Raw genomic sequence first — 22,657 nt, 5'->3', positions numbered from 1 at the left:
GGCTCTATGCACTCCCGTCGTTCGTGTCGCCGATCGCCGCACGCGGCGATCCTTTACAAGCGTTCGGCCCCGACGGAGGCTCGGCAGGCAGGCTCGGTTCCTGCGGCGCCGCGTCGGTAGCTGCCTCGTCTGTCGGCTCGGTGCGAAGGGAGCTTCGCTTCCGCTCCGGAACGGGGTCCCACCCACCAGAGTGCCAGGGCGCGCATTTGGCCAAGCGCACGACCGTCAATCCGAGCCCGATGAACAGCCCGCGGGTGCGTAGTGCGGTGACCGCGTACTCGCTGCAGGTCGGGGTGAATCGACACACCGGCATGCGAGTGGGGGAGATGTAGGTCCGATACAGCTCGATCAGAAAGGTCAGTGCGTTCACGGGCAGGCGGGCGATTTTTGCCGACAGGTTCATGCCGGACCGCCCGAGATCGTGGGGCCGACGCCGAGCTTGCGGAGTGCGCTGTGAAGCTGGCGGAAAAGCTCATCCGAGGATGCCGTCGCGGCGCCCGGCAGTGCCCGGATTACGACGTCCGTCCCAGCAGGCAGCTCGGCGCTCACCTGGGCGCACATATGACGCAGGCGGCGGGCAACGCGGTGTCGAATCACCGCGTTGCCCACCGCCTTGCTGACGATCAACCCGAATCGCGGCCCGCCTACACGGACCAACGCATCATCGGGGATCGGATCGTGTCGTTCATCAACGCCCACGACTCTGTCATACCCGTGAACGAACGTATGCACGACCAGATCCCGCCTCCCGATTCGCTGGCCGCGGCGCACCGTCCGGGAGAAGTCGGCACGATGATGCAACCGATACGGCTCAGGCAACACCCGAGCGTCCGAGAGCGAGGATCAGGCTGTGAGTTCAGCGCGGCCCTTGCGGCGACGCGCCGACACGATGGCGCGGCCCGCACGGGTGCGCATCCGGAGGCGGAAGCCGTGAACCCGCGCCCGACGACGGTTGTTCGGCTGGAACGTCCGCTTGCCCTTGGCCACGGTCAACACTCCTCGAGGTAGGCGGGCACCAGCTAGTGCCCGAAGCTTGTTGGTGATACATGTAGTGCGCGAATGAATCGTAGGTCTGGTCATCATCGGTGCGCGTCGGTCCTGGCGCGCAGTCGGTCGATCACGACCTAAACGCGGTCAGCACAAGACCGTCACCGCACCAAGGGGTGACTGTACGAGGGTACTGATCGGCCCGTGGCAGGTCAAACTCGCCCCACCCGACCGGATCGGGCCCCCCTACCAGGCAGAATCCGGAGCCGAAGAGTTCGGTGTCCTGGCGGTAACCGTGAGTTCGTCCACGCCCCTGGTTACAGCTTACTTCGACCACCACCGTACTTAGCCAGGCGATTGCTACAGAACCGCAGCTCGTGGCGTTGCGGTCAGCACGCGTGTGCGCGCTTTCCCATTCCCCAAGGTTCTCCACATCTGTGGATAATTGTGTGGAAAGACCCCCGGAGTGGCATATTCGTAGGGCCGACGGTGCCACGCCGCCGCCCGGATGGGGGACCCGGGCAGTGTCCGAACCGGTTACGGACGTACGCAGGATCACGGGACCGACCTCGAGCACGGTCGCACCACACCCTCCCCGCGTGCCCCGGCCGTCTGCTCCTATCGACCTACTTCCGGGGAGGAAACTGCATGGACGACGAGCAGAACGTGTTGGCCACGGTGTGGCCCGAGGTTGTGACCGAGCTGACCACCGGCTCACCGGACGGTGCGGTCCCGCCGGTGACAAGAGCGCAGCAGGCCTGGCTGAAGCTGGTCAAGCCGCTGACGGTCGCGCAGGGGTTCGCCCTGCTCTCGGTCCCTTCGTCGCTGGCCCAAGAGGCCATCGAACGCGATCTGCGCGAGCCTATTCTGCGCTCTCTCGCCCGCCGGCTCGGTCCCCAGGTCGAGGGGCTCGGTGTCCGGATCGCCGCGCCGACTGCGCCTGCCGCCGACCAGCAGAGCAGCAATCCCCGGCACGCCAGGATGACGAGCAGACCTGAACGCGCACGTGACACCGGCCGCAGCCCCGCCGGATATCCGAGGTCCGACTTCTCTGGCCGCGACGAGTACCCGGCACCCCGTTATGCACAGCCCACGGACTTCGCATCCGCTGCGTCCTACAGCGATGGCTCCGACTATCCCGGCCCCGAGTACAGGCAGGAGTACATGCCGCAAGAGGAGTACCCCCAGCCGGAGTACTCCCGTGCGGACTACCGGCCACGTGGCGATTACTCGGCGCCAGCCGAGCTGCCATCGGCCCAGGACCCAGCCCCACGGCGCGAACCAGGACTTCCTCCGCGCCGTGACCAGGCCATCCCGCCCGGGCAGGAGTCGTTGTTCAATCCCGACCCTGGTCCCGGCACGATGCGCGGTCCGGTCCGTGCCCCGGTGCGTGAAGCGGCGGAGGCCGACGGCACGGGACTGGCGCACGATCCAGTACGCGAGCCGGTGGGCGACAACCCCCGCGGTGAACGTGACGACGAACCCGTGGTGAACGTCCGCAATTCCTGGCCGACCTACTTCACCAAGTCACAGGAGACCTCGGCCCCCGCGACCTCATCGGCCAGCTTGAATGCGAAATACACGTTCGAGACCTTCGTCATCGGTGCGTCCAACCGCTTCGCGCATGCCGCGGCCGTCGCGATCGCCGAGGCCCCCGCGCGCGCCTACAATCCTCTGTTCGTCTGGGGCGCGTCGGGGCTGGGCAAGACGCATCTGCTGCACGCGGCAGGCCATTATGCCCAGCGCCTGTTTCCCGGAATGCGAGTGAAGTACGTCTCTACCGAAGAGTTCACCAACGACTTCATCAACAGCCTGCGCGACGACCGCAAGGTCGCATTCAAGCGCCGGTACCGGGAGACCGACATCCTGCTGGTCGACGACATCCAGTTCATCGAGGGCAAGGAAGGTATCCAGGAGGAGTTCTTCCACACCTTCAACACTTTGCACAACGCGAACAAACAGATCGTCGTCTCCTCGGACCGTCCACCGAAGCAGCTGGCCACCCTCGAGGAGCGGCTGCGGACCCGGTTCGAGTGGGGACTGATCACCGACGTGCAGCCACCCGAGCTGGAAACCCGGATCGCCATCCTGCGCAAGAAAGCACGGATGGACCGGCTCGATGTGCCGCACGATGTGCTGGAGCTGATCGCCAGCCGAGTCGAGCGCAACATCCGCGAGCTGGAGGGCGCACTGATTCGCGTGACCGCGTTCGCCTCGTTGAATGGTCAGCCACTGGATCTACCGCTGGCCGAGGTGGTGCTGCGCGATCTGATGCCTGACACCGCGGCGCTGGAGATCAATGCGGCGACGATCATGGCCGTCACCGCCGAGTACTTCAACACCACTCTGGAGGAGCTCACCGGCCCCGGCAAGGCGCGGCCACTGGCTCAGGCCCGGCAGATCGCCATGTACCTGTGTCGTGAGCTGACTGATCTGTCGCTGCCGAAGATCGGTCAGGCGTTCGGCCGCGACCACACGACCGTGATGTACGCGGAGAAGAAAGTGCGCAAGGAGATGACCGAGCGGCGCCGGGTCTACGACCAGGTGCAAGAACTCACAGCCCGGATCAAACAGCGCTCGCGCTGACCTTATGCACAGCTGAGCACCGCTCCTGACCTGGGGCGGTGCTTTTTTGTGGGTTGTGGATTCCTCGAGGAATCCCTGTGGAGTCCTCGAGGAATCCACTGGTTTGTCCACCGATTCGCTCACAGGCGGGAAAAGCGTCCACAACCGGCGACGCACAGGTCGAATTCAACAGCTTCCACATCGATGGTTGTCCACACCCGATGACCAGCACGGTGTCCGGATCGAGCCTTGTGGATTCCTCGAGGAATCCTTGTGGAGTCCTCGAGGAATCCTCGAGCTGTCCACGATTTCGTGCACACGTGGAACAACCAGGCGAATCTGGTGGAACAACTCGAGGAGCGCTCGAGGATGAACGGGGGACAACCGGAGAGCGTCCACAGACGCCTTGAGTTCATCCTCGAGACACCCCACGGTCATCCCCACGGCACCACGCCCGCTGACCAGCGGATTCGGCCGCAGTCCACAGAATCCACAGCACCTATTACTACTTCAGTTCTTCTCATTAGAGATCTCTCTTCAAAACAGGGTGTGTGGAAAGTTGATCCGGCAACGCCTCTTCGGAGCCACTCCGGTTTTCGGCACGGAGAAGAACGCAGACCGATCCCTCCACACATCACTTCGTCCTCCGACCCGATCGACCGACTGGTCCGACAGAACGAGGAGAGAAGCCGGACCGATCCGACGCACGCTCCGGCGCGGCGCGCGACTCGAACGCCCTCATCCCCGCACACGTGTCAGTGCTGACGACGCGACAAGCCGGAACTGCCGGAGGGTCGGGCTAGGTGCACGTCTCACACGCGGGTACGGTTTGATGTCGGTCGCCTGTGCCAGACTTCGAAGGCGGCCGATCGGCACAACCCTTTCGAGACCGACACTGACGAGCCGACAACAGATCACGGAACCGGGAGAGGACAGATCGGGCGATGGACCTTGCGAGCATGAAGTTTCGGGTCGCCCGAGAGGATTTCGCCGAGTCCGTCGCCTGGGTGGCGCGCAGCCTCCCGTCCCGGCCTCCCGTCCCGGTGCTCGGTGGTGTGCTGCTGGTCGCGAGCGAGGAGGGTCTGACCGTCTCCGGCTTCGACTACGAGGTCTCCGCGCAGATGCGGGTGGCAGCCGAGGTCGCGGGTCCCGGCGAAGTGCTCGTTTCCGGTCGCCTGCTGGCCGACATCACCAAGGCGCTGTCCAACAAGCCCGTCGACGTCTCATTGGACGGCACTCGTGTGCTGATCACCTGTGGCAGCGCGAAGTTCTCCCTGCCCACGATGCCGGTCGAGGATTATCCCCAGCTTCCCGAAGTCCCGCAGCAGACCGGTGAACTGAGTGTGGATGTCTTCGCCGAGGCCGTCGGCCAGGTTGCCGTCGCCGCGGGCCGTGACGACACCCTCCCGATGCTCACGGGTATCCGGGTCGAGATCGAAGGTCAGCAGGTCGTCCTCGCGGCCACTGACCGGTTCCGCCTCGCCGTCCGGCACATCGAATGGCAGCCTGCCCGCGCAGATATCGAGACCGCGGTACTCATCCCGGCCAAGACGCTGTCCGAGGCAGCCAAGACCCTCGGGCCGTCCGACGCCCCTGTGCAACTGTCCCTGGGCACCGGAGCCGGATCGGACGGTCTGCTCGGCATCGTGAACGCGGGCCGCAGAACCACCACCCGCTTGCTCGACGCGGAATTCCCCAAGTTCCGCCAGCTGCTTCCGAAGGAGCACACCTCGATCGCCACCCTCACGGTGGCCACGCTGACCGAAGCCATCAAGCGGGTAGCGCTGGTTGCCGAGCGCGGCGCCCAAGTACGACTGGAGTTCTCCGCCGAGGGCCTGCTGTTGTCCGCCGGCGGTGATGACGCGGGACGCGCAGAGGAGTGGCTGGAAGCCGATTTCCGCGGCGAATCTCTGACCATCGCGTTCAATCCTGGCTATCTCATCGACGGGCTCTCCGCGCTGCACGCGGACCGGGTCACCTTCGGCTTCACCACGCCGAGCAGGCCCGCGGTACTGCTGCCCGCCTCCGAGGAGGAGCCCGAGGTGCTCGGCTCCGGCGCGTTCGTGGCGCTGGCCAGTCCGTACATCTATCTGCTGATGCCGGTCCGGCTCCCGGGCTGATCGCCTGTGCGTGATCGCGTATCGTGCGGATCCGCATCGTGTGATCCGGTGCGGACAATCGGTCGCCCCGCTTCGATCCCCCCAGCGACCTCCTGGAATTCGGTCGCACCGCAGCTGAACGTGGAATCTATCCACAGGTATTCCACAGGGAGTCGGCATGCGGAAATGGGGTCGACACCGGTGCCGATGGTGTCCAAACAAGCAGAAATTATCGCTTCGCCCCAGGTAGGGGCACGGTAGCAGATGTTCATCCGGTCCCTGTCGCTGCGTGACTTCCGCTCATGGGAGCATGTGGAACTCGAATTATCCCCAGGTCGCACGGTTTTCTTGGGATCGAACGGCAACGGCAAGACCAACCTGCTGGAGGCGGTCGGCTATCTAGCCACGCTCGGCTCGCACCGGGTGTCCGCCGATGCACCGTTGATTCGGCTGGGCACTGAACGCGCCAGGGTCGGCGCGACGGTAGTCAACACCGGTCGCGAGCTGCGAATCGATATCGAACTGAACCAGGTCGGCGCCAATCGCGCACAGATCAATCGCTCACCGGTCCGCCGGACCCGCGAAATACTCGGCATCCTCCAGATGGTGCTGTTCGCGCCGGAGGACCTCGCACTGGTGCGGGGCGATCCCGGGGAGCGCCGTCGCTTCATGGACGAGTTGTGCACAGCCCGGCTGCCCAGGTTGGCTGCGGTACGTAGCGATTACGACCGTGTGCTGCGCCAGCGCTCCGCGTTGTTGAAATCCGCTGGACGGCAAGCCCGGTCGAAGGCGGATTTGAGCACGCTCGACGTGTGGGATGGACATTTGGCCGTCCACGCGTCGGTGCTGCTTGCACAGCGGTTGCGCTTGGTGCACGACCTCGCTCCGTATCTGGCGCAGTCCTACGCCTCGATCGCTCCTGACTCGCGTCCCGCCTCGATCGCCTACCGCAGTGCCGCGGTGCCGCCGGAGTTCCTTGATCCGGACAGGGAACCGCAGCCGGAGGACACCGAGGCTCTGGAGGCGATCATGGTGCGTCAACTCGCCGCGGCCAGGGCCAAGGAACTCGAGCGTGGCGTGTGCCTGGTCGGCCCACATCGCGACGAACTGGAGCTGACGCTCGGGGATTCGCCCGCGAAGGGTTTCGCAAGTCACGGCGAATCATGGTCATTCGCGCTGGCCCTGCGACTCGGGTCGTTCGAATTACTGCGCGCCACAGGAGCTGAACCGGTGCTGCTGCTCGATGACGTGTTCGCCGAACTCGACCACCGGCGCCGCACCGCACTCGCCGCCGTGGCCGCCGGGGCGGAGCAGGTGCTGATCACCGCTGCGGTGCCGAAAGACGTGCCCGTGGAACTCGCCGCGGCGCCGCTGCGGGTCGAGACCACCGGAGGGCCTGACGGCCGGGTCTCGCGTATCACCGACTCGCCCCCGAGCACGGAACTGCCGGCGGATTCCGCGGTCGGCACCGAGCCTGATTCATAGGTCGGTGCCCGTGGCTATCCACAGTGTCTCGGGCCGACGCTGCCCGACACCGGAGCCGATGGTGGTGCCCGGGGCCGCTTCGTCCGTACGCGACTCATGCGGCCATGCCGCGGCCTGCAGCGACCGGGGTGGTCCACTACAGTGACCATTCGTCGGGACCACCGCCTGCACATGGGAACAGCTGAGCTCGCTCAACCAATGCCTGTGGAGAACTCAGCTCGGCCGTCTCCGCTTACCCGGTGAAATCTGGTTCAGCAACGGCTGAGCGAGCGACTCTGCTCATCCGCAAATCCTCAATGTGGGCGTCGAGCAGGTCGTTTTACCACTTGTCCAGCACTGGGCAACATGCGAATTCTCTCAGCTGGCAACATACGGCAACAGTTGGGGACAACTCGGCCGAAACTGGGGACAAACGAGTTGTCCGGGAAGGGAGAGGGGCGATGAGCGATCAGCCCGACCAGCCCGGAGCCGCCGAATCCGAAGGCAAGGAACCTGAGTTGCGCGGCATCGATCTGGCGCGGCGCGCGCTGGAGGAAGCGCGCGCCGCGGCGCGCGCGAGCGGCAAGGCTGTCGGGCAGGGTCGTTCCTCTCCGCAGCGCAGGCTCCGTGCCGGCGCCCGCAGGCGCACCGGGTGGTCCGGCGCACGGCCGGACGAGCGCGATCCCCAGCTGTTGTCCAAGCTGACGGGATCCATCGCGAAAAGCCGTGGCTGGTCGAACAAGGTCGCCGAGGGCATGGTGTTCGGCCGCTGGTCGGGCGTCGTCGGGGAGGACATCGCCGCGCACGCCACACCGGTCACCCTGAAGGACGGCGTGCTGAGCATCGCCGCCGAGTCGACCGCGTGGGCTACCCAGCTTCGCATGCTCCAAGGCCAGATCCTGGCGAAGATCAATGTCGCCATCGGTCAGGGTGTGGTGACTTCGCTGAAGATCTCGGGTCCGGCGGCGCCGAGCTGGCGTAAGGGTGACCGGCACATCAAAGGCCGCGGGCCGCGCGACACCTACGGGTGAGCACGCTGGCAAATATCTGATACCCAGTGTTACATTTACGCGACACGGGCGTTTCACGTGGAACGCCTCGGCCCGATGTCGCGCCCAGGGCCTCCGGTGTCGGATCGAAAGCATCCGGGCAGAAGGGGTTTCGATGACAACCAGCACCATCGGTCCGTTTCCCGCGTCCGCGAGGCGCACCGTTCGCCGCGGCGAGGTCGAGCTCGCTGTCTACGAATGCGGCGATCCCGAGGGGGCGCCGGTGCTGCTCGTCCACGGCTGGCCCGACACCCACTTGCTGTGGAACCGTGTCGCCGCGCTGCTCGCGGGCCGTCATCGTGTGATCGCCTTCGACAACCGCGGCGCGGGCGATAGTTCGGTACCCGCGGATGTCGCCGCCTACCGCATCGAAGAGCTCGCGGCCGACGTCCGCGCGGTGATCGACGCTGTCGCGCCGGGCGAGCGGGTGCACGTCCTCGGCCACGACTGGGGTTCGGTGATCGGCTGGGAGTTGGTCTCCGCCCCGGGCGCCGCGTCCGCTATCGCGTCGTTCACCTCGGTGTCCGGTCCCAACCTCGACTTCCTCGGCGCCTACCTGCGCGGCCCCTGCTCCCTGGCACGGCTGCGCGGCGCACTGTCACAAGCCATCGCCTCGGCTTACACCGTCGCCTTCCAGATTCCCGGCCTGCCGAATCCGGTGCTGCGAGTGCTGTCCAACCGCTGGCCGCGCTTCCTCGCCTTCTTCGACGGCCTGAACCCCGAACTGGTGGAGACGGCCCCTACGCTGCGCGCCGACATGATCAACAACCTGAAGCTCTATCGTGCGAACATCCGGACCCACTTGCGCCATCCGCGGCCGCGCCGGATCGACGTGCCTGTGCAGGTGATCGTTTCGACCGGCGACCGCGCGGTGCGGCCGGTGGTGAACGCCGAGGCCGACCGATGGGTAACGAACCTGACCAGGTCCGAAATTCCGGCGCAGCACTGGTCGCCGATCTCACATCCGGCCGACCTGGCGCACCGCACCGCTGCCTTCGTCGACCGGTTCAGCGCCGACCGCTGAACCGCCGGTCCGAAGTGGCCAATGCGCAACGCCTCTCTCAGCCGACGTCTGATGGATCAAAACCGCCGGAAGGCGGAACCGAGTCGTGGTAATCCGATTTCTCGCATCCACGGAGCTGTCAGGGGTGTCGGAGGTGCGTTGTAAGTTGGGTGTACCAGTAGGATGGTGACGTAACTAGCGGCGATACCTTCGGCGCGTTCGACACAGCCCGCGTGGACCCGTGAATCTCGAGCAGACATGACTGGGGCCCCACGTGTGCTGTCAAGCGTTGCACACCGAGGATCAGCAAGTAAGGAGAGCTACCGACCAGTGGCTGCCAACGACTCCAACGCATCGGGTTCGACCAGGGCGACCGGGAAGCAGGACTACGGTGCCTCCTCCATCACGGTTCTCGAGGGGCTCGAGGCGGTCCGCAAACGTCCGGGCATGTACATCGGCTCCACCGGTGAGCGCGGCCTGCATCACCTGATCTGGGAGGTCGTCGACAACTCCGTCGACGAGGCGATGGCCGGGTACGCAACGAAGGTCGAGGTCACCCTGCTGGCCGACGGTGGTGTCGAGGTGGTCGACGACGGCCGAGGCATCCCGGTGGCGATGCACGCTCAGGGCGTCCCCACCATCGAGGTCGTCATGACCCAGCTCCACGCGGGCGGCAAGTTCGACTCGGACTCCTACGCGGTGTCCGGTGGTTTGCACGGCGTCGGTATCTCCGTGGTCAATGCGCTGTCGAGCCGCCTCGAGGCGGAGATCGACCGCGACGGCTACCACTGGAGCCAAACCTACAAGGACTCCACCCCGGGCAAGCTGACCCAGGGGGAGCCGACCAAGAAGACCGGTACCACCATTCGCTTCTGGGCGGACCCGGAGATCTTCGAGACCACCACGTACAACTTCGAAACCGTGGCCCGCAGGCTCCAGGAGATGGCTTTCCTGAACAAGGGCCTGACCATCAAGCTCACCGACGAACGTGTCAGCGACAACGACGTCACCGAGGAAGTGGTCAGCGAGACCGCCGAAGCGCCCAAGCACGCGGACGAGAACGCCGCGCCCGTCGAGCACAAGGTGAAGACGCGGACCTATCACTACCCGGGCGGTCTGGAGGACTTCGTCCGCCACATCAACCGGACCAAGCAGCCGATCCACAACTCGGTCGTCGGCTTCACCGGCAAGGGCACCGGCCACGAGCTCGAGGTCGCTATGCAGTGGAACTCGGGCTACTCCGAGTCGGTGCACACCTTCGCCAACACGATCAACACCCATGAGGGTGGCACCCACGAGGAAGGCTTCCGCGCGGCGCTGACCACGGTGGTCAACAAGTACGCGAAAGACAAGAGGCTCATCAAGGAGAAGGACGGCAACCTCACCGGTGACGATATCCGAGAGGGCTTGGCCGCCATCGTGAGCGTCAAGGTCGGCGAGCCGCAGTTCGAGGGGCAGACCAAGACCAAGCTCGGCAACACCGAAGTGAAGTCGTTCGTGCAGCGGACCTGCAACGAGCACCTCACGCACTGGTTCGAAGCCAACCCGGCCGACGCGAAGACCATCGTGAACAAGGCGGTGTCCTCGGCGCAGGCCCGTGTCGCCGCGCGTAAGGCACGCGAGTTGGTGCGCCGCAAGTCCGCCACCGACCTGGGTGGTCTGCCCGGCAAGCTGGCCGACTGCCGATCGAAGGACCCGAGCAAGTCCGAGATCTACATCGTCGAGGGTGACTCCGCCGGTGGCTCCGCCAAGTCCGGCCGCGACTCGATGTACCAGGCGATACTGCCGCTACGCGGCAAGATCATCAATGTCGAGAAGGCCCGTATCGACCGGGTGCTCAAGAACAACGAGGTCCAGTCGATCATCACCGCGTTCGGCACCGGCATCCATGACGAGTTCGACATCGCCAAACTGCGCTACCACAAGATCGTGCTGATGGCCGATGCCGACGTCGACGGCCAGCACATCTCGACGCTGCTGCTCACGCTGCTGTTCCGGTTCATGCGCCCACTGGTCGAGCACGGGCACGTATACCTGGCGCAGCCGCCGCTGTACAAGCTCAAGTGGCAGCGCAGCGAACCGGAGTTCGCTTACTCCGACCGTGAGCGCGACGGTCTGTTGGAGGCGGGTCTCGCGGCGGGCAAGAAGATCAACAAAGACGATGGTGTGCAGCGCTACAAGGGTCTCGGCGAGATGAACGCCAAAGAGTTGTGGGAGACCACCATGGACCCCGCGGTGCGGGTGCTTCGGCAGGTGACGCTCGATGACGCGGCCGCGGCCGACGAGTTGTTCTCTGTTCTGATGGGCGAGGACGTCGAGGCGCGTCGCAGTTTCATCACCCGCAATGCCAAGGACGTTCGCTTCCTCGATGTATAGCCGGCGTGAGTTCAGCTGCTGCACAGCCCCTCCACGCCAGGCCCTGTAAGGAGACCGCATGACCGAGACCACGCTGCCCCCGAACGGCGGTGCAGGCGACCGTATCGAACCGGTCGATATTCAGAACGAAATGCAGAGCAGTTACATCGATTACGCGATGAGCGTGATCGTGGGCCGCGCGCTGCCGGACGTGCGCGACGGCCTCAAGCCGGTGCACCGTCGCGTGCTCTACGCAATGTACGACAACGGCTATCGCCCGGACCGCGGCTACGTGAAATCTGCCCGCCCGGTCGCTGAGACCATGGGTAACTATCACCCGCACGGTGACGCGTCGATCTACGACACCTTGGTCCGCATGGCCCAGCCATGGTCGCTGCGGTATCCGCTGGTCGACGGTCAGGGCAACTTCGGTTCCCGCGGCAATGACGGCGCTGCCGCGATGCGGTACACAGAGTGCCGTCTTACCCCGCTCGCTATGGAACTGCTGCGCGAGATCGACCATGAGACCGTCGATTTCACGCCGAACTACGACGGTCGTTCCCAGGAGCCGACGGTGCTCCCCAGCAGGGTGCCGAACCTGCTGATGAACGGCAGCAACGGCATCGCGGTCGGTATGGCGACGAACATCCCGCCGCACAACCTGAACGAACTCGCCGAGGCGATCTATTGGGCGCTGGACAACCACGACGCCGACGAGGAAGCAACGCTGGCGGCGTGCATGGAGCGCGTCAAGGGACCGGACTTCCCGACGCACGGCCTGATCGTCGGCAACCAGGGCATCCACGACGCCTACACCACCGGGCGCGGCTCGATCAGGATGCGCGGCGTCGTCGAGATCGAAGAGGACAACCGGGGTCGCACGACCATCGTCATCACCGAGCTTCCGTACCAAGTCAACACCGATAACTTCATCAACTCGATCGCCGAGCAGGTGAAGGACGGCAAGATCGCCGGCATCTCCGACATTCACGACGAGTCCTCGGACCGCGCTGGTATGCGGATCGTCGTGACGGTCAAGCGCGACGCCGTCGCCAAGGTGGTGCTGAACAACCTCTACAAGCACACCCAGCTGCAGACCAGCTTCGGCGCGAACATGCTATCGATCGTCGACGGGGTACCGCGGACGCTGCGCCTGGATCAGATGATCCGCTTCTACGTCGAGCACCAGTTGAACGTCATCGTCCGGCGGACCCGCTACCTGTTGCGCAAGGCGGAGGAGCGGGCCCACATCCTGCGCGGCCTGGTCAAGGCGCTCGACGCGCTCGATGAGGTCATCGCATTGATCCGGCGCTCGGCTAATACCGACACCGCCCGGACCGGACTGATGGACCTGCTGGATATCGATGAGATCCAGGCCACCGCGATCCTCGACATGCAGTTGCGTCGCCTCTCCGCCTTGGAGCGGCAGAAGATCATCGACGAATTGGTCAAGATAGAGGCCGAGATCGCCGATTTGAAGGACATCCTCGAGAAGCCCGAGCGTCAGCGCGCCATCGTCCACGACGAGCTGGCCGAGATCGTCGAGAAGCACGGCGATGATCGGCGGACCCGCATCATCGCGGCCGACGGCGATGTGGCCGACGAGGACCTGATCGCCCGCGAGGACGTGGTCGTCACCATTACCGAGACCGGCTACGCCAAGCGCACCAAGACCGACCTCTACCGCAGCCAGAAGCGCGGCGGAAAGGGTGTGCAGGGCGCGGGCCTCAAGCAGGACGACATCGTCAAACACTTCTTCGTCACTTCGACGCACGACTGGCTGCTGTTCTTCACGAACAAGGGCCGGGTCTACCGCGCCAAGGCCTACGAGCTGCCCGAGGCCAACCGGACCGCGCGCGGACAGCATGTGGCGAATCTGCTGGCCTTCCAGCCGGACGAGAAGATCGCCCAGATCATCCAGATCCAGTCGTATGATGATGCCCCGTATTTGGTGCTTGCCACCAAGAACGGCCTGGTGAAGAAGTCGAAGCTGTCGGACTTCGACTCGAATCGCAGCGGTGGGATCGTCGCGGTGAACCTGCGCGACGAGGACGAACTGGTCGGTGTCGTGCTCTGTTCGTCCGACGACGACCTGCTTCTGGTGTCCGCGCTCGGCCAGTCGATCCGCTTCTCGGCCACCGACGAGGCGCTGCGCCCGATGGGACGCGCCACCTCGGGCGTGCAGGGCATGCGGTTCAATACCAGTGATGAACTGTTGTCGCTCAATGTGGTCCGTGACGGCACCTATCTGCTGGTCGCGACGTCCGGCGGCTATGCCAAACGGACCGCGATCGAGGAGTACACGGCGCAGGGTCGCGGCGGTAAAGGCGTATTGACCATCCAGTTCGACGCGAAACGTGGCACCCTGGTCGGGGCGCTCATCGTCGATGACGAAGATGAGTTGTACGCGATCACCTCCGGAGGCGGTGTTATCCGGACGGCGGCAAAGCAGGTTCGTAAGGCTGGACGACAGACCAAGGGTGTGCGATTGATGAACCTCGCGGTTGGCGATACTTTGCTTGCGATCGCACGCAATGCCGACGAGCCCGATCCCGATCAGGTCCCGAGCAGCGGCGACACCGGTTCTTCTGAGCAGTAACCCAACAGCGGCGGCAACGAACGGATCTAAGGATTCCCATTGACCACTCCGAATCAGCCGAATGACGAGCGGCACCAGACGAACGGTGTGACCGAGAGGATCGCACCGTCACCGATCCCGCCGCGGCCGATCCCACGGCCCGTCGCCTCGGCCGGGAACGGTCAGCCCGGCGGTCAGCAAGGTGGCGGTCAGCAAGGTGGCGGCCAGCAAGGTGGCGGTCAGCAAGGTGGCGGCGAGCAAGGCGGCGGTCAGCAAGGTGGCGGCCAGCAAGGCGGCGGTCACCAGGGTGGCGGCCAGCAAGGCGGCGGTCACCAGGGTGGCGGCCAGCAAGGCAGCGGCCAGCAAGGCAGCGGCCAGGGTGGCGGCCAGCCGGTTGGGCATCAGGGCGGCGGTCAACCAGGCGGCACTCAGCCGGGTGGTCAACCCAACGCCCAGCCGCACGAGATCCGTAACCAGCAGGGCGATTTCGCACCCCAGCAGGGAACGTCGGACCAGGCGCCCGGCGGCAACGGCCAGGAACAGTTCGACCAGCCGTTGCGGATCAACAACCCGGCCGAGCAGTCCGCGCCCGAGGGCGGGGACAGGTCCGCATCCAACGGTGGCCAGTCGACGTACCAGGACGGGTGGGCGCAGCTCCCACAGCGGGAACCCCAGTCCAATCTGTACCGTCCGGGTCAGGCGCCGGTCACCGGGCGCCCGAACTCGACCGCTCCGGTCGGCCTCGGCGGCGGCGCCGGCAACGCGCGCACCACCGCCGATTTGGCGGCAAAGGCGGCGCGCAAGGAAGCGGCGATGGTGAAGTCGGTCGGCATCGACGGACCCACCCGCAGCATCGCCCGCCCGGAACTGATCAAGGACATGCCGGATCTGTCCGACATCCGACACCCGCTGCCGCCCACCGAGAGTGCCGGTTCGCAGTCGTCGCCGCTTACGCCGCTGTCGCCCGCGGTTCCGGTCGCGGTCGCCGCGGCCGTTGCCTCCGGAGAGCCGCTACGGGCCACGGTGCAGATCCGTCGCATCGACCCGTGGTCGACGCTGAAGATCTCGCTGGTGATCAGCGTGGCGATGTTCTTCGTGTGGATGCTGGCGGTCGGACTGCTCTACATCGTGCTCGAAGGTATGGGCGTGTGGGAGCGGCTGAACAACACTTTCACCGACATGGTGTCGCAGGACAGCGGGTCGGTGGGTCTGATCGACGCGGGCACCGTGTTCGGCTACGCCGGCGTGATCGGTCTGATCAACGTCGTGCTGTTCACTGCGCTCGGCACCGTCGGCACATTCATCTACAACCAGTGCTGCGACCTCGTCGGTGGGATCCAGGTGACCCTGGCCGACCCCGACTAGTTCGGCTTCCCGAACGGCCGGTGCCCCCGCGCACAGAGGACCGGTACCGGCCGTTCCAGGTAGTCTGCTAACCGCCCCGAAGGCTGCTACCAGCCGTTTTGGCCGTTCTCGGGGGCGTCGGGTAATCTCTGTTCTCGGTCGATGAGTTGTGTGTAAGAAATAATGTGCACATGACACAACACCAGTACGGGCCTATAGCTCAGGCGGTTAGAGCGCTTCGCTGATAACGAAGAGGTCGGAGGTTCAAGTCCTCCTAGGCCCACACCCAAACTCCTGGTCATCGACCATTCAGATGGTCTGGATTCCGCGTCTTGCGCGCGGTACGGGGCCTTAGCTCAATTGGCAGAGCACTGCCTTTGCAAGGCAGGGGTTAGGGGTTCGATTCCCCTAGGCTCCACAATTCTGACCTGCTTAACCGCAGGTCAGAGCTGTTTCTCAAGCTTTTGGGGTTCCCATCCCCTGACCCTTCCGTAGTCCGCGAACCGAGCCATACGGCGACGAGTCCCTGCGCGGCGTGGCGCATCGATGCATCCAGCTACGGCTACCATGGCTGCCCTCGAATTCGTGAGTATGCGGGGCTCGGGTCAGCGCTCGATGTCGGGGACGATGACGACCTTGCCGGTTACAGTGCGGGATTCGGCCAGCTCCAAGGCTCGAGCTGCCTCCGAGAGCGGGATGCGGGCGGCCACCTGGGCATGCAATCTGCCCTGAGCAGCCAGAACGAATACGGAGCCCAGGTCCTTCGCGACCCGTCGGCGGAACCGGGTGAGGCGGCGTTTGCCGGCCCAGATGTTGTAGAAGTGCGCGGATCGGCTGTGGGCAGCAAGTTCCACCACAGCAGTCGCGTGTACAGCTTAAGCACCGGCAGCCGGGAGTTACCCGCATGGTCCTTCGTCGAGGCGCTGCCGTAGGCGACCAACATGCCGCCCGGTGCTAGTAGCCGGAATGAATCCACGATCCCGGGACCGCCCACGTGATCGAACACTGCGTCCACTCCCTTCGGCGCGATGGCGCGAACCTGCTGCGGCACATCGCCGCGGTAGTCGACCGGGATCGCGCCGAGCGCGTCCACGACCGCGGCATTGTGCGCCGACGCGGTGCCGATCACCCGAATTCCGGAGACGGGCCAGTTGGACCAGCGTCGAACCGACCCCGCGCTCGCTCCGTGCACCAGGATCGTCTGTCCAGTACCTACCTTGGCGATCCGGTGCGGCATCTGCCAGGCCGTGATCCCATTGACGACGAAGGTCTCCACTTCGGCGGCCTCGAGGCCCTCCGGGACGTCCACCAGCTCGGCGGCCTCCAGCACGACATGACTGCTCCAGCCGCCGATCTTGGTCAGCGAAAGGCCCCGAACCGGTGTGGCGGAGAGATCAGATCGGGGCCGAGGATCTCGCCAGGTCTGTGGCCGAGAGAGGCCTCCTCATCGCATTCACGTTCTCTCGGGCGTCTCTGGTGCTTTCAGATCGCGGATGCCTGCGGTGAGGATTCCTGCCCACTCTGCGTCGTGCCCGTCCAACTCGAGGGTTGTGATCAGATGGCACAGTTGGCCATACGCAATGAACCGCTGCACCTGGTCGTCTTCGGCCTTCGAACGGGTTTTGGCGTACTCGGTTACCCGCCGGAGCCCCCGGCGCCCCGCCTCGGCGATCTCCGGAATGTCGGCCGCCGACTGGGCGTGCACTTGCAACATCAGCAAGCTCTTGTCGACGATCAACTGGGCGTAAGCGCCGCCCGTTTCGTGGAGAATCTTCTCCGGGCCGCCATCACCCGCCTGTGTGGCTCCCGCGGCCATAGCTTGCTGGACCAGCTCATAGCAGCGATCCAGCGCGGCCACGAACAGCTCTACCTTGCTGGGAAACAGCTTGAACACATATGCCGGCGAGATCCCCGCCCGCATTGCCACGGTATTGATCGGCGTTCCGTGAAAACCCGACCGAGCGAACTCGGCGATAGCCGCATCATCACAGTGAGTGACTATCCAATCACTCATGTTATACGGCCAAATCCTCCTGGGTCGACACGCGCCATCACAGTAGGGTGGGAACTATGAAACTTCTCCTCACAGTCGGTGTCGTGGTTCTGGTCCTTGTCGGAATCTCCAAGCTGCGCCGGCGCAGCGACGACATGTGGCACGAGGTCACCACTCGCTGACACGGGGCCTTTGCCACTGCGGCGGAGTCGCTCTGAACTGCGCCTTTGTCATCGCGGGAGCTCAGGGGGAGACGGCTGCAGCCCGCAGCTGTGCCAACGTTTCGGCGTCGGGCCATTCGCGGATCTCGTACCGGCGGGGCAACAGATCCGGGATCGGTGTCAGCCCCGCGAAATCGGCAACGGCGGGAAATGGGACCTCGAAAAGCCGCTCCAGCTCGCCGTTTTCGTCGTTTCGGCAAAACGCGACGTAGTCGGCTTCGGGGAGCAGATAGTCGACGCCCTCGCCCCAGACGGTCATCGTGTAGGGGCCGTTGTCGCCATGGACGTACATGACCGAAGCGACATAGGCGGGCTCGATGCCGTAGGGGGTGAACTCGAAATCGCGCTCGACGATCTCGTTGAGCAGCTGGGCCTGGGCGTCGTATTCGGTGACTGCCAAACCGCATCGAGCGCGCTGTACCGCGGGCAGGTGGCGATGCGCTGGTGATTGGTCGAGCGGAATCACCGCTCCGCCGACGTCGACGGTATAGCCCTGCGGTGAGATCGGGCGGACGGCGTCGCGGTACTGCTCCTCGACCATCTCGAAGATGTGCTCTAGTTCGGTACCGCTGGGAGCGATGATCAAGGTGTCGACGTCGGGCATGAAGGCGACAGCCGGCTCGACGCCGTCGCCGGAGCCCGCGAGCCAGCCGGGTACGAGCGGCCAGGATGCACAGTAGCCGTCACCGTCGTCGACGAAATGCAGGATGCCCGGCTCCTTGATTCCGGTGAAACCAGCCATGGCTCCGAGGTTTTCGCGCGCGGCCGCGAACACTTCATCAGCGGTGATCCCCCATCGCTCCAGCGTTGCGTAGGAGACGATCGTGCGGGCGTCGGGCATGTCGACGGCGACCATCTCGTCGACGAATGGGAAGGCGGGCCGCGCGACCGGCCGCATATCGGGTTCGGGTACGTCCATGCCGAAGCTGCTGGGCCGCAACACAGGTCGCAGTGCCGACCTCGCGGATGCCCAGTCCTGATCCGGACCGAACGCATTCCGCATGGCATCGACGTACCGGGCGATGCGGGCGTCGCGCTCCACCGGGTCGAGCTCGCGGGTCTCGTGAAAAATATTGTGCAAGTTGAAGATTACGTCACCGCTATGTAGCGCGAACTCGTCCTGGTGGTACTCGACGTCGTTCTCGCCGAGCTCGGACAGGTGTTGCACGACGAGCGCGGCGAACGCGGTGGCTTCGTCCTCGATATTTTCCACGCGGGCCACCGTAGCCGCGGACACCGACAAGCGCAGCCCGACGACTTCACTGGGTAAGTGGTCCGTGCCGGTCCAGGTGCGCATAGGTGTAGGCGGTGACGATCAGGCAGACGACGGTGGCGGTGATCAGCATGGCCCAGCCCGCCACCAGCATGCTCAGCAGTCCACCGAGCAGGGCGCCGAGTGCGAAGCTCGCGTAGAGCAGGAAGTATCCGAGCCAGTCGGCGTAGTCGCCGCCGCTGACGTGGCGCTCGATGCCCTGGCCCATCTTGACCAGCGCCCCGGTGACGTAACTCAATGGCACCGACACCTCACCGTCCTGCACGAACGAGGTGTTGAGCGCCCCCACACCGAACGCGACGAACATGATCGGCACCAGGTCGATCCGATCGGTGCCCGCCTGGTACTGGATGGCGTCCACGGCTGAGGCGATCGCCAGACAGAGGGTGGTGAGCAGGGTGGGGCCATGCGGATGCCCGGACCAGTAGCGCCTGCGGCACCACGACGCGACCACGACACCGGCCAGGAATGACATCAGCAGTCCCGCTGCCGCGGCCGCCAGGTCGGGCTCGTCGTGGAAGTATCCGAGCACGGCGCGTTCGGTGTTGCCCGTCATGAACGTGACGAAATAGCCAGCAGTGTGCATGAACGCCGCCGCACCGATGAGGCCGGCGAGCGCAGCGAGTACCCAGGCCAGCCTGGCTTCGGTGTCGAAGAGTTCCTTTCTGCGGCTTTCGTCCGGCTTCGGCACGGGTCAGGCTCCTTCCGCCGTGGTGGACCACTCAGTGATACAGGCTTGCTCGGGAATTTCGCCTGCGCAGCGCCGGGATCGCCATCGGGTTACCAGCGACCGAATGCCGGATCTATCCGAGGCATGGACCTGCGCAGCCGAATCCGGCAGGCCCCGCCGTGGTAGGCGATCCGGCAGCAGCGACGCGCACTCGGGCTACCGTGCTGAGGTGGATTCTCTGCTCGAGTGCCTGCTGACCGAGCCCATGGCGACCGCCCCGCTCGACGATATCGCCGCCCATGGATACGCGCGGTCCGTGCTGCCGGAGGCCAACCGGCCGGAATACGCTTGACCTGGTTCAGAAATGGGGAGCGGGCCTCGGCGAAGGGGGGGAGTTAGCCGAGGCCCGCGTAGGGTCGGCCCGGGGGGGAGGGGCCGACGTGAATGATGCTACTCGATGATCTGCGATTGCGCGTGCGTGGGGCTTGCCACTTTTTCAAGTTTTTCGGGTCGGACTATCTCTGAACGACTGGTAGCAGGAACGGCTGACCAACCAACCGTTCCCGCTGCTCGCATCGGGTGGCTTGTTGTTTGCCAAAAGCATTCACGAGCAGGCTGTTCGGTATTGCTTCGTGTGATCTCGGTGCTGAGACCAACGTGAAAACACGCCGACCAGGCGCCTCGTGTGGTGGGTGGCGCGGCCGAAAATACGCTGTCTGCGGGTAAATCGGGCCGATCGGCACCGCGTGTCGCATAGTCACTGCATGTCGCGAGGGCGAAACCTGTCGTACCCCGATGCGAACATGTGTTCGTGTTCACCGAATCGACCACATCGACTGAGCCCACCCGCTCGGCCTGTCATGTTTTGCCCGAGCGCACCCGACGCGAGCATCGGTCGATGCCGAATCGGGTAGTCCAGTACCGACGACCCGGCACGCGGGCACATCGGATCATGGAAACGGTCGCATTCCGATCCGGTACCTCCGAGCACGGCCTGGATCGGAATGCGGCCTTTCTCGCCACTCAGGCGTTGAGCCATGCCCAACGAGTCGAACAAATCGGATGAATTTGTCGGTGGACGCAGCAATACTGACTCGGGTATCGGCCGGTCAACCGATCCAGCGAATTGGTCGGCGCTGGAAGCTCCTGGCGCCGCCTGTCCCCGACATCGAAAACTCACAAACCTCAGGAGAATCATGCCCGACGCAATAGTCGCCGAGGGTCTGGTCAAACGATACGGCCAGCTGGTCGCCCTCGACGGCCTAGACCTCACGGTTCCGGAGGGGACCGTTACCGCGCTGCTCGGACCCAACGGTGCAGGTAAGACCACTACCGTCCGAGTGCTCACCACATTGCTGGTGCCGGACGCGGGTCGCGCGACTGTCGCGGGAATCGATGTGTTGCGCGAGCCCCAGGCACTGCGCTCACAGATCGGCGCGTCGGGTCAATACGCCGCCGTCGACGAATACCTCACCGGTTTCGAGAATTTGGAAATGGTGGGACGTTTGTATCACATGGGCGTGCAGCGGAGTAAAGAACGCGCACGCGAGCTGCTCGAGCGATTCCGGCTGACCGACGCCGCGGACCGGCCGGTCAAGGGCTATTCCGGCGGTATGCGACGTCGCCTGGACCTCGCGGGCGCGCTGGTCGCGAACCCGCCGGTACTGTTTCTCGACGAGCCGACCACCGGGCTCGATCCTCGTGCACGCCTCGATCTCTGGGATGTCATCGAGGAATTGGTCGCGGGCGGCACCACACTGCTGCTCACTACGCAGTACATGGAGGAGGCTGACCGGCTCGCCGACTCCATCGCGGTGATCGATCACGGCAAGGTGATCGCCAAGGGCACCGCGGACGAACTCAAGACCATGGTCGGTGGTGACCGCATCGAACTCACCGTCGACCACGCCGACAATCTCGCGACAGCCGAGGCCGCGCTGAAGAGCCTGGCCGACGGTGAGATCCACCTCGAGCCGGGACTGCGCCGGATTACCATTCCGGTCTCCGACGGATCGCAGGCGCTGGTCGAGGCGGTCGGCAAGCTGGCGGAGCACAACGTGCAGATCCACGACGTCGGTCTGCGGCGTCCTTCGCTCGACGACGTCTTCCTCACCCTCACCGGCCACGAGGCCGAGGCGCTGACCAACGGTGACGGCCGAACCGCGAACGACAAGCTGGAAGCTACGGAAGGAACGACCCGATGACCGCGGCGGCCCCTGTCCTGGAACGACTCTCGATGGGAGAACGACTGTCGATCGTGGTCAGCGACAGCCTGACCATCGCGAAGCGCAACGTCATCAAGATCAAGCGGGTACCCGACGTACTGATCTTCTCGACACTCTCGCCGATCATGTTCGTGCTGCTGTTCGCGTACATCTTCGGCGCGGCCATCGACGTGCCCGGCCTCTCCGGCGGTTATCGCGAGTTCCTCATTGCCGGCATTTTCGCCCAGACCGTGGTGTTCGGCGCCACCTTCACCGGTGCCGGCCTGGCCGAGGATATGCAGAAGGGCATTATCGACCGCTTCCGCTCGCTGCCGATGGCCTCCTCGGCGGTGCTGGTCGGCCGCACCCTCAGCGACGTGGTGATCAACGTGGTCAGCCTGACGGTGATGTCGCTGACCGGCCTGGTCGTCGGCTGGCGGATTCGCGGCTCGTTCCTGGACGCGGTGGTGGCGTACGTGCTGTTGTTGCTGTTCGCGTACGCGGTGTCTTGGATCATGGCCGTGGTCGGGCTACTGGTGCGGGCGCCGGAAGTATTCAACAACGCGAGCTTCATGGTGGTCTTCCCGCTCACCTTCATTGCCAACACGTTCGTGCCCAGTGACAAGCTGCCCACCATGTTGCGGGTGGTCGCGGAATGGAACCCAGTATCCGCGCTCACCCAGGCGACGCGGGACCTGTTCGGCAACACCAGCCCGCTGGCGCCCAAGTCGGATGCCTGGTCGATGCAGCACCCGGTGGCCACCTCGCTGATCTGGGTGGTAGTGATCCTGGTGGCCTTCGTGCCGCTCGCCCTGCGTCAGTACAAAAAGACTGTTAGCCGCTGACCTGCGG

At 64.9% G+C, this 22,657-nt stretch carries 18 protein-coding genes, 2 tRNA genes and 1 pseudogene; 13 read left to right on the top strand and 8 right to left on the bottom strand.

The genetic code is table 11. From position 1 onward, the window contains the following. Positions 1–4: 4 nt before the first annotated feature. Genes yidD through rpmH form a run of 3 tightly spaced genes read right to left on the bottom strand, consistent with a single transcriptional unit; the run spans position 5 to position 987 of the window. Positions 5–403, bottom strand: a complete 399-nt coding sequence (gene yidD / locus AB0H00_RS00645; protein ID WP_357258615.1) for a membrane protein insertion efficiency factor YidD — start codon at positions 401–403, stop codon at positions 5–7. Next, a complete protein-coding gene (gene rnpA, locus AB0H00_RS00640; RefSeq protein ID WP_357258612.1) occupies positions 400–822 on the bottom strand; it encodes a ribonuclease P protein component in 423 nt (140 codons plus the stop codon). Before rnpA ends, yidD begins: the two co-directional genes overlap by 4 nt. Positions 823–843: 21 nt before the next feature. After that, on the bottom strand, positions 844–987 hold the full coding sequence (gene rpmH, locus AB0H00_RS00635; protein ID WP_005516618.1) for a 50S ribosomal protein L34: 144 nt from the start codon (positions 985–987) through the stop codon (positions 844–846). Positions 988–1,635: 648 nt separating this feature from the next. Between rpmH and dnaA the strand changes: the two genes are divergently transcribed. The 10 genes from dnaA (at position 1,636) to AB0H00_RS00585 (ending at position 15,862) form a co-directional block, all read left to right on the top strand. Further along, positions 1,636–3,573, top strand: coding sequence for a chromosomal replication initiator protein DnaA (gene dnaA / locus AB0H00_RS00630; protein ID WP_357258609.1), 1,938 nt, complete (start codon positions 1,636–1,638; stop codon positions 3,571–3,573). Positions 3,574–4,496: 923 nt separating this feature from the next. Next, a complete protein-coding gene (gene dnaN / locus AB0H00_RS00625) occupies positions 4,497–5,672 on the top strand; it encodes a DNA polymerase III subunit beta (protein WP_357258606.1) in 1,176 nt (391 codons plus the stop codon). Positions 5,673–5,915: 243 nt separating this feature from the next. Continuing rightward, entirely contained in the window at positions 5,916–7,136 is a 1,221-nt protein-coding gene (gene recF / locus AB0H00_RS00620; RefSeq protein WP_357258604.1) for a DNA replication/repair protein RecF, read from the top strand. 440 nt (positions 7,137–7,576) lie between these two features. Beyond that, entirely contained in the window at positions 7,577–8,146 is a 570-nt protein-coding gene (locus AB0H00_RS00615) for a DUF721 family protein (RefSeq protein ID WP_357258601.1), read from the top strand. 133 nt (positions 8,147–8,279) lie between these two features. After that, entirely contained in the window at positions 8,280–9,188 is a 909-nt protein-coding gene (locus AB0H00_RS00610) for an alpha/beta fold hydrolase (RefSeq protein ID WP_357258598.1), read from the top strand. 309 nt (positions 9,189–9,497) lie between these two features. Then, complete coding sequence (gene gyrB, locus AB0H00_RS00605) at positions 9,498–11,543, top strand: DNA topoisomerase (ATP-hydrolyzing) subunit B (protein WP_357258595.1); 2,046 nt, start codon at positions 9,498–9,500, stop codon at positions 11,541–11,543. A gap of 58 nt (positions 11,544–11,601) precedes the next feature. Then, on the top strand, positions 11,602–14,121 hold the full coding sequence (gyrA, locus tag AB0H00_RS00600; RefSeq protein WP_357258592.1) for a DNA gyrase subunit A: 2,520 nt from the start codon (positions 11,602–11,604) through the stop codon (positions 14,119–14,121). A gap of 39 nt (positions 14,122–14,160) precedes the next feature. After that, positions 14,161–15,465 (top strand): DUF3566 domain-containing protein, encoded by a 1,305-nt coding sequence (locus AB0H00_RS00595; RefSeq protein ID WP_357258589.1) that lies wholly within the window; start codon positions 14,161–14,163, stop codon positions 15,463–15,465. 188 nt (positions 15,466–15,653) lie between these two features. Continuing rightward, positions 15,654–15,727 (top strand) — tRNA-Ile (locus AB0H00_RS00590). Positions 15,728–15,789: 62 nt separating this feature from the next. Further along, a tRNA-Ala gene (locus AB0H00_RS00585) sits at positions 15,790–15,862 on the top strand. 187 nt (positions 15,863–16,049) lie between these two features. Here AB0H00_RS00585 and AB0H00_RS00580 read toward each other — a convergent pair. The 5 genes and pseudogenes from AB0H00_RS00580 to AB0H00_RS00560 form a co-directional block, all read right to left on the bottom strand. Further along, positions 16,050–16,298, bottom strand: a complete 249-nt coding sequence (locus tag AB0H00_RS00580; protein WP_357258586.1) for a zinc-binding dehydrogenase — start codon at positions 16,296–16,298, stop codon at positions 16,050–16,052. A 110-nt stretch (positions 16,299–16,408) separates the two neighbouring features. Further along, positions 16,409–16,681, bottom strand: a pseudogene (locus AB0H00_RS00575) (NADPH:quinone reductase); the annotation flags it as partial. Positions 16,682–16,897: 216 nt separating this feature from the next. Then, positions 16,898–17,458 carry a TetR/AcrR family transcriptional regulator gene (locus AB0H00_RS00570; protein WP_357258585.1) on the bottom strand — a complete coding sequence of 187 codons (561 nt, stop codon included), beginning with the start codon at positions 17,456–17,458 and terminating at the stop codon, positions 16,898–16,900. Between the two features lie 222 nt (positions 17,459–17,680). Further along, the gene (locus tag AB0H00_RS00565; RefSeq protein WP_357258582.1) at positions 17,681–18,955 is read right to left on the bottom strand and encodes a hypothetical protein; all 1,275 of its coding nucleotides are present in this window, start codon (positions 18,953–18,955) and stop codon (positions 17,681–17,683) included. After that, positions 18,918–19,622 (bottom strand): YoaK family protein, encoded by a 705-nt coding sequence (locus tag AB0H00_RS00560; RefSeq protein ID WP_357258579.1) that lies wholly within the window; start codon positions 19,620–19,622, stop codon positions 18,918–18,920. The genes AB0H00_RS00565 and AB0H00_RS00560 overlap by 38 nt, the downstream gene beginning before the upstream one ends. Before the next feature lie 208 nt (positions 19,623–19,830). Between AB0H00_RS00560 and AB0H00_RS00555 the strand changes: the two genes are divergently transcribed. The 3 genes from AB0H00_RS00555 to AB0H00_RS00545 all read left to right on the top strand — a co-directional run bounded on the left by AB0H00_RS00555 (position 19,831) and on the right by AB0H00_RS00545 (position 22,650). Continuing rightward, entirely contained in the window at positions 19,831–19,953 is a 123-nt protein-coding gene (locus tag AB0H00_RS00555; RefSeq protein ID WP_357258576.1) for a hypothetical protein, read from the top strand. Positions 19,954–20,797: 844 nt separating this feature from the next. Next, positions 20,798–21,805 carry an ATP-binding cassette domain-containing protein gene (locus AB0H00_RS00550; protein ID WP_357258574.1) on the top strand — a complete coding sequence of 336 codons (1,008 nt, stop codon included), beginning with the start codon at positions 20,798–20,800 and terminating at the stop codon, positions 21,803–21,805. Then, positions 21,802–22,650 carry an ABC transporter permease gene (locus AB0H00_RS00545; protein WP_357258571.1) on the top strand — a complete coding sequence of 283 codons (849 nt, stop codon included), beginning with the start codon at positions 21,802–21,804 and terminating at the stop codon, positions 22,648–22,650. Before AB0H00_RS00550 ends, AB0H00_RS00545 begins: the two co-directional genes overlap by 4 nt. Positions 22,651–22,657 lie beyond the last annotated feature (7 nt).

The organism is Nocardia sp. NPDC023852, from assembly GCF_040639505.1.
Lineage (GTDB): Bacteria > Actinomycetota > Actinomycetes > Mycobacteriales > Mycobacteriaceae > Nocardia.
The sequence above is the reverse complement of the archived record's forward strand: the minus strand, read 5'-3'. Positions and strand labels throughout refer to the sequence as shown.